Here is a 15,203-nt window from a genome sequence, read left to right as displayed (position 1 = left end):
CCCGACCCTGGGTGCCGGTGACCTGGGGCGTGTGGATTACGTCATGGCGCAGGGCCGGCCGCTAGTCGCAGTGGGCCGTCAGACCCTCCTCCGTGCCGCCCGAGAGCTTCGAGGACTCCGCGACCTTGGCCATGATGCGGCCGAGCATCGCGAACTCCTCCGGCTCCAGCGCCTCGACCATGATCCGGCGCACAGCCGCGACATGGCCGGGCGCTGCCGCTTCCAGGACCGCACGGCCGGCGTCGGTCATCGTGCAGTTCACGCCCCGCCGGTCGCCCTCGGCGGCGCGGCGCTCGACCAGCCCCCGCGACTCCATGCGCGCGACGGTGTGGGTGAGCCGGCTGCGCGACAGCACCAGGCCGTCGGCGAGCGTGGACATCCGCATCGTGAGCTCCGGCGCCTCCGACAGCTGCACCAGCAGGCTGTACTCGCCGAGCGAGAGGTCGAGGGTCCGGTCGTGGACCGCGCTGAGCGCCTCGACGAAGCGCGCCGTGCCCTCGAGATAGTGCCTCCACGAGCCCTGCTGCTCCTCGGTCAACCAGATGTCCTGCTGCTCGACCGTCTCTGTTGCCATGCTGCCCACCACCTTCGTGCCTGCTCCGACACCTCTGGGAATACGTTACGGGACCCGCTATGTTGGACCTCATCGTGACTAGTTGATCTCTCAACTATCCGTCCTGAACGCCGAATCACCAAGGAGTCCTCTCTCATGGCTACCCCGCTCCCCGCCGGACTCACCACCGGCACCTACGACCTCGACCCCTCGCACACCACCGCCGCCTTCTCGGTCCGGCACGCAGGTATCGCGAAGGTGCGCGGCACGATCGGCGTCTCCTCCGGCACCATCACGGTCGGCGACGACCTCGAGTCGTCGAGCGTCACGGCCGAGCTGGACGCGCAGTCGGTCAACACGGGCGACGCCGGTCGCGACGGCCACCTGAAGAGCGCCGACTTCTGGCACGCCGAGGAGAACCCGGCCTGGACCTTCGCCTCCACCACGATCCGCCCCGACGGCGACGCGTACATCATCTCGGGCGACCTGACCATCAACGGCGTCACCAAGGGCGTCGAGCTGGAGACCGAGTTCGCCGGCACCGCCAAGGACCCGTTCGGCAACGACCGCGCCGGTTTCGAGGCCTCGCTCGAGATCAACCGCAAGGAGTTCGGCCTGACCTGGAACGCCTCGCTGGAGACCGGCGGCTTCCTGGTGGGCGACAAGATCAAGATCACCCTGGACGTCAGCGCCATCGCCAAGGCCTGACCCGCGCAGATCCTGATCCTGGTTCAGCAGGCCAGGGGCGACCGGAATCCCCCGGGACACGGTCGCCCACGGCCTGCTGAACCGCTGTCAGGAGCGTTCGCCGGCCGGACGCCGGGCGCGGCGGACCAGCACCATCCAGGCCAGGAACCACGGGACACCCCACAGGGCGGACATCCCCGCCGCGCGGCCGAGGTCCGCAGCCATGACACCCGGCCCCGCGCCGGCGATGTCGGTCTCCGCGACGACGAAGTCGGGATCGTCAGGGTCGTACAGCACGATGAACGTGCCGTCGTACGGCGCGGGTGCGTCCGTCCAGGTGGACTGAGACCCGGTAGGCGTATCGGGGTTCCGGTCGTAGTCCAGGCGAACCTGCCGACGGCCGTCGCCGTAGTCGACGACGGCCCGTACGAGGCTTCCCGTGCGAGGCCTTGCCCTGACCTCCGCGTCGTGGGCCGTGACCCGGACGCCGTCCGACTCGAGCCGTGCCAGCCCCCCGTTCTCGACGGTGCAGTACACGAAGCCGCCGGCCGTGACCAGGGCCATGGCGAACACCATGATCCAGATGGTCAGCACGGTTCTCCGGGCGATCGGGCCCTCACCGTCCACCAGGACGGCATCGGCCCTGCGCATCGAGACGACGAGCACGACCGCCCCGACGACCGCTCCCACCAGCACCACGCGGAGAACGATCGTGGCCGCGGAGCGCGTCGCCGCCGCCTCTGCGGCGACGAACACGGCGGTGACCAACCCCAGCGGGGCCCCGACGACGAGGAGCAACCCCCACATCACCCCCAGGCGCACGGTCCCCGGCAGCGTGACGAAGGTCCTGGGGTGCCCGGCGAAAAGGGCCTCGTCCCCTGCCGCCGCACCATCGTCGACCACGGAGGGCGTCCTGTCCGGCTCCCGGGTACCGAGGACGCCGCGCCTGGCGTCGGCGCGGACCGCCTCGACGCGGGACCGACGCTCGGCGCCCGTCAGGTCCTCACCGGCGAAGCTGACGAGCCGGCCGGTCTGGGGGTCGACGTGCTCGACGTCGGCGGGTCCCGTCCCGCGGATCCGCGTGACGTAGCCCGCCGCGCGTTCCCTCGCCTCCCGCGTGCTTGCGACGCTGAGGACGACTCGCCCGGTGGTCACGCCCACGATCCCGGGCACGGCGACCAGGCCCGCCGGCAACGGTTGGTCGACGCCCCAGAGCAGGACCAGCGCCAGGACGAGGCAGGCCATACCAGGCCACAGCAGCCAGTCGCCGACCGTCGACAGGCGGTGCGCGGAGACACCCGACAACCTCGGGCGACCGATTCTCGGATGCCATTCGTCGCTCACTCGGGCCCTCCGGTCCGTCACAGCCAGTACATCAGCAGATCAGCACGGCCATGTCTAGCAGCACGGACCCGCCCGCGCCCGCAGGGTTCAGAGCGCCGCGGCCTCCTGGTGGGCGACAAGATCAAGATCACCCTGGACGTCAGCGCGATCGCCAAGGCCTGACCCCAAGTCAACCCCCCACTGATCGTTCAGCCCCGACACGGCAGAGCGCACCGAGGCGAGGGTCAGCAAAGCAGCAGAGCGCCTGTGTATCTGTGCGCCGCCGCGGCTCTCCGACGGCCTGCTGAACCAAAGTCAGGAGAGGTGTCCCTGTGCAGCCCGGGAGGCCGCACGACGCGACACCAGGTCAGCACTGTTCTGCCAGGTCAGCACGGCGCTCTCGTGCAAGGGACCGAACTCACCGACTTCGGTCCTTTGCACTGAGATCGGTCCATCAAACGACCGATCTCAAAGCAAGGGACCGAAGTCGTGCAATCGACCGAACTCAAGGCGCCGCCCGACACGCAACAAACCGACCCCACCAGCCCAGCCCGTCCAGCCCCCTTGAGCCCAGCCGATCCGGGCGACTTCAGCCCAGCCCGTCCAGATAGCCCAGGCTCGGACCCTCAGACCGCCGCGGCCCGCGTCGCCGCGTGGAACGCCAGGATCTGCAGCTCGCCACCGACGTCGACCGAGCGCACCACCACGTCGTCCGGCACCTGGAGCGCGACCGGCGCAAAGCTGAGGATCTCGCGCACACCCGTGGCCACCACGGCGTCGGCCACGTCCTGCGCCACGTGACCGGGCAGCGCGAGCACCACCATCGTGACCCGCTCGCGCTGGATCACCTCCGCCACGCCGCGCACGTGCTCCACGGTCACGCCGGCCACGCGGGTGCCCACGACGTCGGGCGAGGCGTCGAGCAGGGCGACCACCTGGAAGCCGCGCGTCGCGTAACCGGAGTAGTTCGCGAGGGCGTGCCCGAGGTTGCCGATGCCGACGATCGCGAGCCGGTGCTCCGTCTCGAGGCCCAGGGCGACGGTGATGTACGAGGCGAGCGACTCGACGTCGTACCCCACGCCGCGCGTGCCGAACGAACCCAGGTACGACAGGTCCTTGCGCAGCTGCGCCGAGCTCACGCCCGAGCGTTCGGCGAGCTCCGTCGAGGAGGTGAGTGCGACCCCCTCGGCCGCGAGGTCCCGCAGGGCGCGCAGGTAGTACGGCAGCCTCCCTACGGTTGCTGCCGGAACTGTCCCGTCACTGAGTTCGACCACGTGCTGCTCCCCTCCCCGCGACCACTGTGTCGCGGGCGTACGCACACACTGCCGGGACGATCATGCCAGGAGGCGGGCCAGGCGCGCACCGTCCACGCGCCAGAACCCTTGCTGGACGCCGTCGACCTCGAGCACGGGGACGTATTCCCCGTACTTCTCCCGCAGTGCGGGCGCGCTGTCGATGTCGACCTCGCGCCATCCGGCTCCCGCACCAGCGCACACCTGGACGACGACGGCGCGTGCGTCCTCACACAGATGGCACGCCGCGCGCGTGTACAGGACTACCCGGGCCTCGGCAGGACTTGTCACGACCCGAGGTTACGTCACGCGCGGCCTACCGAACGGTCGGTGTCCGGGAGCCGTCCGTCCACCCAGCGCACGCCCCAGGCCAGGGCGAGGAAGACGACGGCGACGAGGGCCGCGTTCGTCAGCGCGCCGCCGTAGCCGAGCACGTTCACGTCGAGGAACGGATACGGGTACCAGCCGGTGACCGCGCCCCGGAGGAAGGTGTAGACCAGCCACGCGATCGGGTAGACGACGGACCACCACACGGTGCGCGCCGACACGCGGGGCCGCGGCCCGAGCCACAGCCAGACGATGACGGCGAAGAGAGGCGCCAGGACGTGCAGCATCGTGTTCGCCACGGCGCCCGACGGCGTCAGCGTCGTGAGGCCGCGCAGCACCGTGTTGTAGACGATCCCGGTGACCGCGATGCACAGCAGCGCATCCAGCCGCAGGACGCGGAAGACCGGCCCGTCACGGCGCGGGTCCGCCGCGAGCGCGAGCGAGACCCCGCCGATCAGCAGGTTCGACTCGATGGTGAAGTAGCTGAAGAGCCGGACGATGCGCTCGGCGTGGGTCGGCGCGATGCCGGGGCCGCTGACGAGCGCGGTGACGAGCTCGATGGCGACGCCACCGAGGGCCAGCGCGGCCACCAGAAGGTGGAGGAACCGAGCGAGGGTGGCCCGCTCGCGCGTGCTGGTCTGGTACGTCACGTCCTGGTTGTATCACCGGCCGACCCGGGGTGCCCGGTGTGACTTGCACGACGTGGCACGCGGATAGAGTGACCTCCATGCCGTCGACGCACCCCTCGTCCGCCACCGCGGCGTTCTTCGACGTCGACAACACGATCATCCGCGGTGCGAGCGCCTTTCACCTGGCCAAGTCCGCGTATCAGCGCAAGTTCTTCGGTACGCGGGACATCCTGAGGTTCGCCCTGATCCAGGCGCGCTACCTGGTGTGGGGCGAGAACCGCGAACAGATCGACGAGGTGCGCAACCGCGCCCTGTCGCTCATCGCCGGCCGCACCGTCGCGGAGGTCGCCACCCTCGGCGAAGAGGTGTGGGACGCCGTGCTGTCCCTGCGGATCTATCCGGGCACGCGCCGGCTGCTCGACGAGCACATCGCTGCGGGCCACCAGGTCTGGCTCATCACCGCCACGCCGGTGGAGATCGCGCAGCTCATCGCGCGCCGGCTGGGCGCCACGGGGGCGCTCGGCACCATCGCGGAGCACAAGGACGGCTTCTACACGGGCCGGCTCAACGGCGACCTGATGCACGGCCAGGCCAAGGCGGACGCCATCGTCACACTCGCGGAGGTCAACGACATCGACCTCGACGAGAGCTACGCGTACGGGGACTCGCTGAACGACCTGCCGATGATGCGGGCAGTGGGACACCCGTGCCCGATCAACCCCGACCTGCGGCTGCGACGGCACGCGCAGGAGGTGGGCTGGCCCATCCGCGAGTTCCGCGGGCGGTCGCAGCGTGCGGCGGGCCGTGGCGTGCGGACCGCGTCGTGGGCCGGCGCCGCGTGGGTGCTCGGCCTGGTGCTGCGGGCGGCCCGCCGTCGGCTGCAGGGCCGCTAGCCCGGCCGCCTCGGCCCGGGCACGAAGAAGGCCCGGCCCACGAAGGGCCGGGCCTGCTCGTCACGCGCCAGAGGGCGCGAGCGTCACTTCTTGTTGCGGCGCTGGTGGCGCGTCTTACGAAGCAGCTTGCGGTGCTTCTTCTTCGCCATACGCTTGCGGCGCTTCTTGATGACGGAGCCCATAGGTCCTCGCAATGTTCGATCGGTCGGCGGCAGCCCGACGACGGGCCGCTCAGCGAAATGGTCCACGGTTGGTCCGGGACAGTGACGCCAGAGTGACGATGGCCGACCAACACGAAACGGAGTCCGCTCCCTAGGCTACCTGGTCTGACGCGCGCTCCGTAATCGGCAGCGGTGTGAGGTGCGCCGAACCGGTCCTGGCGACCGTGTCACGGCCGTGCGGCGAACCGTTCCAGGAGCTCCGCGTGACCGGAGCAGACGAGCAGGTCGTTGGCCGAGACGCGGGTCTCCGGCGTCGCGTAGACGAAGTCGACACCCGGGGACTTCACGCCGATCACCGTGACGCCGTAGCGCTTGCGGATGTTCGACTGCGCGAGCGTGAAGCCCTGCGCCTCCTTGGGCGGGCGCATCTTGACGATGGTGAACCCGTCCTCGACCTCGATGTAGTCGAGCAGCTTGCCGCTCACGAGGTGCGCCACGCGCGAACCGGCGTCGGCCTCCGGGAAGACGACGTGGTGGGCGCCGATCCGGGTCAGGATGCGGCCGTGCTCCGCGGAGATCGCCTTGGCCCAGATCTGGGGTGTGCCCAGGTCGACCAGGTTGCCGGTGATCAGCACCGACGCCTCGAGGGACGAGCCGACGCCGACCACCGCCACGCCGAAGTCCTTGGCGCCGAGCTGCTCCAGCGCCTCCGGGTTGGACGCGTCGGCCTCCACCAGCGGCAGGCGGCCGGACCACTGGGCCACCAGCACCGGGTCCTGCTCGACGGCGAGCACGTCCTGGCCCAGCCGGTCGAGCGTCGAGCCGATCGCCGACCCGAACCGGCCGAGGCCGATCACCAGCACACCCGCATCCCGCTCGGGCTTCTTCTCCGGCACGGTAGTCCTCTCTGGCCGCTCGTTCGACGTACGGGCCACGATAGTGACCGGACGTCGGACCGCGTCATCCGATGATGGGTCGTTCCTCGGGGAAGCGTACGATGCGTCGCCGGTCGCGCAGTGCCAGCACCGCCACCACCGTCACCGCTCCGGTGCGCCCCACGAACATCAGGAGCGCCAGCACGTACTTGCCGGAGTCGGGCAGACCCTGCGTGATCCCTGTGGACAGGCCGACGGTCGCGAACGCCGACAGCACCTCGAACAGCACCACGGACAGCTGGAGCTCCGTGATCTCCAGCAGAGCGACGCACGAGACGAGCACGATGCTCGCCCCCGTGAACACCACCGCGATGGAGAGCCGGAGGACGTCGCGCGGGATACGCCTGCCGAAGGCCTCGATGTCGCGGTCACCGCGCGCCTCGGCCATGATCGCGAGCAGCATGACGGCGAGCGTGGTCACCTTGATGCCGCCCGCGGTCGACGCGGACCCACCGCCCACGAACATCAGCGCGTCCTGGATGAGCCAGCTCGACTGTGTCATGGCGCCGACGTCGACGGTGCTGAACCCACCGGAGCGCGGCATGATCCCGGCGAAGACGGACGCCAACAGCTTGTCGCCGAAGCTCAGCGGCCCGAAGGTGTCGGGGTTGGACCACTCCAGGACCAGGAGCAGGAGCGCACCCACGACGAACAGCACGCCGCTCGTCACCAGCGTGAGCTTGCTGTGCAGGGACAGCCGCTTGGTCCAGTTGCGCCAGCGGTGGCCCGGGCGGGGCAGTGCCCGCTGCATGTTGAGGATCACGGGAAAGCCGAGTGCGCCGATGAACACGCCGAGGGCGATCGGCAGCAGGAGCGCCCAGTCGCCGACGTGCGGCATCAGTCCCTCGGGGGTGGGCACGAACCCCGCGTTGTTGAAGGCGGAGATCCCGTAGAACAGCGCGTGCCAGGCGGCCGTGCCCACGTTGTCCTCGATGACCACCAGCCGCGGGAAGATCAGCAGGGCGATCGACAGCTCGAGCGTGGTCGCCGTGACGATGATGACCCGGACGAGCGAGCCGACGTCGCCCAGCCGGCTCGTCTTGGTCTCGGACGCCGTGAGCAGCTTCTGCGTCAGCCCGATCTTGCGCGACACGATCATGCCGAGCAGGGAGGCGACGGTCATGATGCCGAAGCCGCCCACCTTGATGCCCGTGAGGATGACGATCTGCCCGTACAGGGACCAGTAGGTGCCCGTGTCCTGGACCACCAGACCCGTCACGCACACGGCCGAGACGGCGGTGAACAGAGCGTCGACGAAGCGCGCGCCCTCGCCGTCGGCGGTCGCGAAGGGAACCATCAGGAGCGCCGCGAACAGCCCCACCACGCAGGCGAAGACGCTCACCGCCAGCCGCGCGGGTGCCCGGAAGGCCAGCTCGTCGACCAGCTCCCGGAGCCCGAACAGCCGGTGCCGCAAGCTCCGCGCCATCCGACCCGCTCCCTCCACCCATGTCTTTCGATCGACGCCTAACTCTGCCACGCCGCCGAGACGGTTCTGAGCAGAAACCCTCGGGCGGTCGCCAGTCCGTTACCGTGGGCGGGTGCACCTCGCCCGGCTGGTCTGGAGTCCGCGACTGCTCGAGTACGACTTCGGACCCGGGCATCCCATGTCGCCCACCCGACTCGACCTCACGATGCGGCTCATCGAGGCGCTCGGCCTGCTGGACCAGCCCACGCTGGTGCTCGCGGACGCCGAGCAGGCCTCCGACGCCGTGATCGAGACGGTGCACGACGCCGACTACGTGGCCGCCGTCCGGCACGCGGGAACCACGCTGGAGCCCGACGTGGCGCGCGGGCTGGGTACCGACGACGACCCGCTGTTCACCGGGATGCACGAGGCGGCCGCCCGTCAGCTCGGCGGGTCCGTCGATCTTGCCGAGGCCCTCTGGGCCGGCGAGATCGCGCACGGCGTGAACGTCGCGGGCGGCATGCACCACGCGATGCCGGGGGCGGCGTCGGGCTTCTGCGTCTACAACGACGCCGCTGCGGCGATCCGGCGCCTGCTGGACCGCGGCGCGGAGCGAGTGGCGTACCTGGACTTCGACGCCCACCACGGCGACGGCGTCGAGGCGATCTTCTGGGACGACCCGCGCGTGCTCACCCTCTCGATCCACGAGGACGGCCGCACCCTGTTCCCCGGCACGGGCGCCTCCGCCGACGCCGGCCGGGGTGCCGCCGAGGGCAGCGTCGTCAACATCCCCGTACCGGCGCGCACCACCGGCGCGGCCTGGCTACGGGCGATCGACGCGGTCGTCCCCGCGGTCGTCCGGGAGCACCAGCCGCAGGTGATCGTGTCCCAGCACGGCTGCGACGCCCACGGGCGCGACCCCCTCTCGAACCTGAACGTCTCGGTGGACGCGCAGTGGACGGCGCAGCAGTGGGCGCACGCGCTCGCGCACGAGCACGCCGAGGGCCGCTGGCTGGCCCTGGGCGGTGGCGGGTACGCGGTGTCCGACGTCGTCCCGCTCGCCTGGGCTGCCCTGGTCGCGGAAGCGGCGCACGCGCCCTTGGAACGGGGCGGCGAGCTGCCCGAGGTGTGGCGCGCCGCCGTCGAGGCCATGGGCCTGGAGGCCGCGCGGACGCTCGGCTCCGGGGAGGTGCCGTTCCGCAGCTGGCGCGACGGCTACGACCCCGCCGACGCCGTGGACCGCGCCGTCCAGGCCACCCGCCGGGCAACCTTCCCCGCCTGGGGCCTGGACCCGCTCCTGGACTGAGGGAGAAACCACCCCGGCTGGGTGGTCGGCAGTTCGTCAGGTGGTCGGCAGTCCAACCTGCCGACCACCTGACGTACTGCCGACCGCGCAGCGCAGTACATGCTCCGTTCACCCCTGTTACACCCGGGTCCGGGAACCTCTGGCACATGCGACGTCGCTTCGCCGCCCTGCCGGCTGCCCTGCTGCTCCTGTCCGCACTGGTCCCGGCCTCGGCCGCCGCGAGCGGCGGGCACGGCCGGCCGGCACCCGGCCCGGCCACCGTCACCACGTCGGTGGAGACACCCCCGCTGTACGACGACGAGGCCGGCGGCAACGCGTCCGGCGACGACCCCGCCATCTGGGTGCACCCGGAGGACTCGGACCGGTCGCTCGTCGTCGCCACGGCCAAGGAGGGTGGCCTGCGCGTCTACTCCGTGGCCGCGACCGAGCTGCAGTCGGTCGCGGCCACTCCGGCGCCGCGCGCGGACGGCGTCGCGGGCCGGTACAACAACGTGGACATCGCCTACGGCCTGGACGTCGCCGGCGTGGCGACCGACGTGGCCGTCGTCTCCGACCGGTACAACGACCAGCTCCGTTTCTTCGCCATCGACCCGGCCGGGGCCGACGCGGCCGCACCGCTGGCCGAGATCACCGCACCCGAGCTGGCGTTCCTGTTCAGCCCGGACCGGGAGACGGTCGCCGAGGACCAGACGGCGTACGGCCTGGCGGTCTACCAGCCGAACGACCGCGAGACCTACGCGGTGGTCACGCAGGAGGGCAACGCCACCCTCGCGACCGCCCGGCTCACGACCGGTCCGGACGGCGTCGGCTACACCGACGTCGAGCACCTGGCGATGCCGAGCGAGTTCGCCCTGCCCGACGGCACCACGTGGGTGCCGTGCGAGGAGCCCGGGGTCGGGCCGCAGCTGGAAGGGCTGGCCGTGGACCGGCGCACCGGGACGCTGTACGCGGCGCAGGAGGACGTCGGCCTCTGGCGGGTGCCGCTCCCCCTGGGCTCGGGCGAGCCGCGCCTGGTCGACAAGGTCACCGACTTCGGTGTGCACGACGCCTACGACCCCGAGACCGAGGAGTGCGCACCGGTGGACCCGGAGGCGCCGTCGTACGGGGGCAGGAACCTGACGGCCGACGCCGAGGGCGTGGACATCTGGTACGGCCCCGGACGCGCGGGCTACGTGCTCGTGTCGAGCCAGGGGGACGACACCTACGGCGTCTACGACCTGCGTGGACGCAACCGCCCGCTCGGCAGCTTCCGGGTGGCCGGGGACGGCGTGGACGACGTCGACGGGTCGGACGGGATCGCGGTCTCCAACGCGCCGGTCGGCGAGTACGGGTCCGGGCTGCTGGTCACCCACGACGAGCCCGAGACGGGCCCCGACGTGGACCCCGACCGCGAGGAGGACGCCACGGGCTTCTCCTACGTCCACTGGTCCGACGTCACGAAGGCTCTCCGCCTCCGCTGAACCCTCTGCTCCGCAGGTCGAGCCCGCCGAGGTAGTCGTCTGGCGAGGACTACCTCGGCGGGGTGGGCGGGTCAGCGGGCGGCTGCGGCCCGCCTCTTGTTCCAGACGTCGAACGCGACGGCCAGGAGCAGGACGATGCCCTTGACGACCTGCTGCACCGACTGGTCGACACCCATGAGCTGCATGCCGTTCGACATGACGGCCATGATCAGACCACCGACCATCGCGCCGGTCACGGTGCCGATACCACCGGTCACGGCGGCACCACCGATGAAGCACGCCGCGATCGCGTCGAGCTCGAACATGTTGCCGGCTGCCGGCTGAGCGGCGCTCGATCGCGCGGAGTACACGATGCCCGCGATGGAGGCCAGGAAGCCCATGTTCACGAACATCCAGAAGTTCACGCGCTTCACCCGGACACCGGACAGCTGCGCCGCGGCGAGGTTGCCACCGATGGCGTAGACGTGGCGACCGAACACGCTGTGCTTCGTGACCAGCGTGTAGACCATGACCAGCACGGCGAGGATGATCAGCACCGCGGGCAGGCCGCGGTACGTGGCGAGGTTCCAGGCGAACCACATGACGACGGCCGCGACCACCACGAGCTTCAGCACGAACAGCACCGGCGCCTCGACGGTCTGCTTGTAGGCGATGCGCGCGCGGCGCTGGCGCCACGCGTTGTAGGCAAAGCCGAGCACACCGATGGCGAAGATGACGAGCGTGAAGGTGTCGTAGCCGTAGCCACCGAACACCCCGTTGAGGAAGCCCGAGGCGATGGCCGAGTACTCGGAGGGGAACGGCGAGAGGGAGACGTTGTTGAGCACCTCGAGCGTGAGGCCGCGGAACAGCAGCATGCCCGCCAGCGTCACGATGAACGCTGGAATCCCTACGTAAGCCACCCAGAACCCTTGCCAGGCTCCGACCAGCAGTCCCGTACCGATCGCGGCGAGCACGCCCACCCACCAGGGCTGACCGCCACGGATGACGATCACGGCGGCCACGGCTCCGGTGAGCGCGACCACCGAGCCCACCGACAGGTCGATGTGCCCACCGATGATGATGATCACCATGCCGATGGCAAGGATCAGGATGTACGAGAACTGCAGCACCAGGCTGGTCAGGTTCCGGGAGCTGAGCAGCAGGCCATCGGTCAGCACTGAGAAGAGCAGGATGATCAGGACGAACGCGATGTAGATCCCGCTGGTACGCAGGTTGCGCGTGAACAGCTCTTTGAGGTTCGCGATGCCGGTCATGCCTTCGTCTCCTGTGTGTGCTCCTGGGTCATGAGAGCCATGAGTCCTTCCTGGGTGGCTGAGGCCACGTCGACCTCGCCAGTGATGCGGCCGAAGGCCAGGGTGTAGATGCGGTCGCAGATCCCGAGCAGCTCGGGCAGCTCGGAGGAGATGACCAGCACGGCCTTCCCCGCCGCGACCAGCTTGTTGATGATGGTGTAGATCTCGTACTTGGCACCGACGTCGATGCCGCGCGTGGGCTCGTCGAGGATCAGCACCTCAGGAGCGGTGTAGAGCCACTTGGACAGCACCACCTTCTGCTGGTTGCCGCCCGAGAGCTTGCCCACCTGCACCAGCACGTTGGGGGTGCGGATGTTCATGGACTCGCGGTACTCGCCCGCGACCTTGAGCTCCTCGTTCTCGTCCACGAAGCCGTTCTTGGACAGCTTGCCGAGGCCGGCCGCCGAGACGTTGCGCTTGATGTCCTCGATGAGGTTGAGCCCGTAGTGCTTGCGGTCCTCCGACACGTACGCGATGCCCGCCTTGATGGCGGCCGGAACGGTCCCGACGTTCACTTCCTTGCCGTCCAGGAACACCTTGCCGGTGATGTCCCGGCCGTAGGAGCGGCCGAACACCGACATCGCGAGCTCTGTGCGCCCTGCGCCCATGAGGCCGGCGATCCCGACGACCTCTCCGGCACGGACCGTCAGGTTCGCCCCGTCGACGACGACGCGACCGGGCTGGGTCGGGTGCTTGACCGTCCAGTCCTGGATACGGAGCACCTCTGCGCCGGGGTGCGACTCCCGGTCGGGGTACCGGTTGTCCAGGTCACGGCCGACCATGCCACGGATGATCCGGTCCTGGATCGCCTCGGACGACTCACCCGCGTCCGCGAGGTCGAAGGTCTCGATCGACTGACCGTCCCGGATGATCGTGGTGCGGTCCGCGATCTCGGCGATCTCGGCCAGCTTGTGGGAGATCATGATCGACGTGATGCCCTGGCCCTTGAACTGCCGGAGCAGCTCGAGCAGGTGCTCCGAGTCGTTGTCGTTCAGCGCCGCCGTCGGCTCGTCGAGGATGAGCAGGCGCACGTCCTTGGAGATCGCCTTGGCGATCTCCAGGAGCTGCTGCTTGCCCACACCGAGTGCGTAGACCGGAGTCGTGGGCGACTCGCTGAGGCCGACCCGCTGGAGCAGCTCCGCCGCTTCCGCGTTGGTCCGGTTCCAGTCGATCGCGCCACCCGCCCGGCGGCGCTCGTTGCCGAGAAAGATGTTCTCGGCGATCGACAGGTGCGGGACGAGGGCGAGCTCCTGGTGGATGATCACCACGCCGCGGGCCTCGGAGTCATTGATGGTGCCGAACTTGGCGATCTCGCCGTCGAGCACGATGTCGCCGTCGTAGGTGCCGAACGGGTACACGCCCGAGAGCACCTTCATCAGGGTGGACTTGCCCGCCCCGTTCTCGCCGCAGATCGCGTGGATCTCGCCTCGACGGACGGTGAGGTTGACGTCCTGGAGCGCCTTGACCCCAGGAAATGTCTTGGTGATGCCGCGCATCTCGAGGATGTCGGTCGGCGCCGAATCGGCCATGCCAGTCCTTGTCGCGTACTTGTCGCCGGTGGGGGTGTTACGGGGTGCCCGACGCCGGTGGTCGAGCTTGTCGAGACCTAGGTCCCGACAAGCTCGACCACCGGATGACCGCAGGAAGTCAGCGGTGTCGGAGCGGTGTCGCCAGGAGGTCGGTCCTACTCGTCGACCTGACCGGAAGCGACCTCTTCCTCGGTGAGGTAGCCGGACTCGACCAGCTCGGCCTCGAGGTTGTCCTCGGTGACGATCACCGTGGGGAGGAGGTACGACGGCACGACGAGCTCGCCGTTGTCGTACGTCTCGGTGTCGTTCGCCTCGGGGGTCTCGCCCTCGAGGAACGACGTGGCGGCGACGACGGCCTGCTCGGCGAGGAGGCGGGTGTCCTTGAAGATGGTCGAGTACTGGTCGCCGTCCACGATCAGCTTGGCCGACGCGGCCTCCGCGTCCTGGCCGGTGATGATCGGCATATCCTGGTCACCCTTGCCGTAGCCCGAGTTCTTCAGCGCGGTGATGATGCCTCGGGACAGCACGTCGGCCGGGGCGAGCACACCGTCGATGGTCTGGTCGCCCTTGGTGTAGGTCGACGTCAGCAGGTTCTCCATCCGCTCCTGGGCGCCTTCCTGCTCCCAGCGCTGGATGGCGACGGTGCCGAAGTCGGTCTGCTCGGAGGGCACGACCAGCGTCTTGTCGTCGAGGTACGGCTGGAGCACGGACATCGCGCCCTCGAAGAAGAACCCGGCGTTGTTGTCGTCGGGCGAACCGGCGAAGAGCTCGACGTTGAACGGGCCCTCGGGCGCGTCAGCGGCCTCCTCGCCGTTCTCGTCCAGGATGCCGAGCCCGGTCAGCAGCGAGGTGCCCTGCTGCACGCCGACCTCGTAGTTGTCGAACGTGACGTAGAAGTCGACGTTCTCCGAGTCGCGGATGAGGCGGTCGTACGAGATCACCGGGATGTCCGCAGCAGCGGCGGCGTCGAGCTGGCTGCCCAGCGCGGTGCCGTCGATGGAGGCGATGATGAGCGCCTCGGCACCCTTGTTGATCATCGCGTCGATCTGCTGCTGCTGGGTCGGGATGTCGTCACCCGCGAACTGCAGGTCGACGTCGTACCCGGCCTCCTCGAGGCCGGTCTTGACGGCGTCGCCGTCCGCGATCCAGCGCTCGTACGTCTGCGTCGGCATGGCGACGCCCACGAGGCCGCCCTCCTCGCCGTCCCCGGCACCACCGCCGCCACCACCAGCGCCGGCGCCGCCGCCGCCACATGCAGCGAGCGAAACAGCCATCGTTCCCGTCGCCAGCGCAGCCAGACCGCGCTTGGCCCACAGCTTCCTTGCCATGACATCTCCTCTTCGAGTTTGCCCGGGCACGTCTCTGCGACCCGGCCGACTTCACATTGTGAACGCAACAGATTGTGAACGCT

General features: G+C 69.7%; 15 protein-coding genes. 4 read left to right on the top strand and 11 right to left on the bottom strand.

Going from position 1 to position 15,203, the window contains the following annotated elements:
• Window positions 1–61 precede the first annotated feature (61 nt).
• The gene (locus tag LUM46_RS24775; RefSeq protein ID WP_274997762.1) at window positions 62–574 is read right to left on the bottom strand and encodes a MarR family winged helix-turn-helix transcriptional regulator; all 513 of its coding nucleotides are present in this window, start codon (window positions 572–574) and stop codon (window positions 62–64) included.
• A gap of 135 nt (window positions 575–709) precedes the next feature.
• On the opposite strand from LUM46_RS24775, the gene LUM46_RS24770 reads away from it, so the two are divergent.
• The gene (locus tag LUM46_RS24770) at window positions 710–1,261 is read left to right on the top strand and encodes a YceI family protein (RefSeq protein ID WP_274997761.1); all 552 of its coding nucleotides are present in this window, start codon (window positions 710–712) and stop codon (window positions 1,259–1,261) included.
• An 87-nt stretch (window positions 1,262–1,348) separates the two neighbouring features.
• On the opposite strand, the gene LUM46_RS24765 is transcribed toward LUM46_RS24770, so the two are convergent.
• The 4 genes from LUM46_RS24765 to LUM46_RS24750 form a co-directional block, all read right to left on the bottom strand.
• Window positions 1,349–2,545, bottom strand: a complete 1,197-nt coding sequence (locus LUM46_RS24765; RefSeq protein WP_274997760.1) for a hypothetical protein — start codon at window positions 2,543–2,545, stop codon at window positions 1,349–1,351.
• A gap of 644 nt (window positions 2,546–3,189) precedes the next feature.
• Complete coding sequence (locus LUM46_RS24760; RefSeq protein ID WP_274997759.1) at window positions 3,190–3,837, bottom strand: redox-sensing transcriptional repressor Rex; 648 nt, start codon at window positions 3,835–3,837, stop codon at window positions 3,190–3,192.
• A 60-nt stretch (window positions 3,838–3,897) separates the two neighbouring features.
• Complete coding sequence (locus LUM46_RS24755) at window positions 3,898–4,146, bottom strand: glutaredoxin family protein (protein WP_274997758.1); 249 nt, start codon at window positions 4,144–4,146, stop codon at window positions 3,898–3,900.
• A 14-nt stretch (window positions 4,147–4,160) separates the two neighbouring features.
• Window positions 4,161–4,832, bottom strand: coding sequence for a Pr6Pr family membrane protein (locus LUM46_RS24750; RefSeq protein WP_274997757.1), 672 nt, complete (start codon window positions 4,830–4,832; stop codon window positions 4,161–4,163).
• 77 nt (window positions 4,833–4,909) lie between these two features.
• On the opposite strand from LUM46_RS24750, the gene LUM46_RS24745 reads away from it, so the two are divergent.
• Complete coding sequence (locus tag LUM46_RS24745; protein WP_274997756.1) at window positions 4,910–5,704, top strand: HAD family hydrolase; 795 nt, start codon at window positions 4,910–4,912, stop codon at window positions 5,702–5,704.
• Between the two features lie 83 nt (window positions 5,705–5,787).
• Here the strand turns inward: LUM46_RS24745 and LUM46_RS24740 are convergent, their stop codons facing one another.
• From LUM46_RS24740 to LUM46_RS24730, 3 genes are all read right to left on the bottom strand, one after another.
• Window positions 5,788–5,886: a 30S ribosomal protein bS22 gene (locus LUM46_RS24740; protein WP_003792170.1), complete on the bottom strand. Its 99-nt coding sequence runs from the start codon at window positions 5,884–5,886 to the stop codon at window positions 5,788–5,790.
• A 206-nt stretch (window positions 5,887–6,092) separates the two neighbouring features.
• A complete protein-coding gene (locus LUM46_RS24735; RefSeq protein WP_274997755.1) occupies window positions 6,093–6,761 on the bottom strand; it encodes a potassium channel family protein in 669 nt (222 codons plus the stop codon).
• Window positions 6,762–6,825: 64 nt separating this feature from the next.
• Window positions 6,826–8,226 carry a TrkH family potassium uptake protein gene (locus LUM46_RS24730; protein WP_274997753.1) on the bottom strand — a complete coding sequence of 467 codons (1,401 nt, stop codon included), beginning with the start codon at window positions 8,224–8,226 and terminating at the stop codon, window positions 6,826–6,828.
• 112 nt (window positions 8,227–8,338) lie between these two features.
• Here LUM46_RS24730 and LUM46_RS24725 point away from each other — a divergent pair, with 112 nt between their 5' ends.
• Window positions 8,339–9,511, top strand: a complete 1,173-nt coding sequence (locus LUM46_RS24725) for an acetoin utilization protein AcuC (RefSeq protein ID WP_274997752.1) — start codon at window positions 8,339–8,341, stop codon at window positions 9,509–9,511.
• Between the two features lie 146 nt (window positions 9,512–9,657).
• Window positions 9,658–10,971, top strand: a complete 1,314-nt coding sequence (locus LUM46_RS24720) for a phytase (protein WP_274997751.1) — start codon at window positions 9,658–9,660, stop codon at window positions 10,969–10,971.
• 71 nt (window positions 10,972–11,042) lie between these two features.
• Here the strand turns inward: LUM46_RS24720 and mmsB are convergent, their stop codons facing one another.
• From mmsB to chvE, 3 genes are all read right to left on the bottom strand, one after another.
• Window positions 11,043–12,224 (bottom strand): multiple monosaccharide ABC transporter permease, encoded by a 1,182-nt coding sequence (gene mmsB, locus LUM46_RS24715; protein WP_274997749.1) that lies wholly within the window; start codon window positions 12,222–12,224, stop codon window positions 11,043–11,045.
• Complete coding sequence (gene mmsA, locus LUM46_RS24710) at window positions 12,221–13,792, bottom strand: multiple monosaccharide ABC transporter ATP-binding protein (RefSeq protein ID WP_274997748.1); 1,572 nt, start codon at window positions 13,790–13,792, stop codon at window positions 12,221–12,223. Before mmsA ends, mmsB begins: the two co-directional genes overlap by 4 nt.
• 155 nt (window positions 13,793–13,947) lie before the next feature.
• Complete coding sequence (chvE, locus tag LUM46_RS24705) at window positions 13,948–15,120, bottom strand: multiple monosaccharide ABC transporter substrate-binding protein (RefSeq protein ID WP_274997745.1); 1,173 nt, start codon at window positions 15,118–15,120, stop codon at window positions 13,948–13,950.
• Window positions 15,121–15,203 lie beyond the last annotated feature (83 nt).

It is taken from the genome of Promicromonospora iranensis, assembly GCF_028994805.1.
Lineage (GTDB): Bacteria > Actinomycetota > Actinomycetes > Actinomycetales > Cellulomonadaceae > Promicromonospora > Promicromonospora iranensis.
This window is presented reverse-complemented; position numbering and strand designations above follow the sequence as displayed.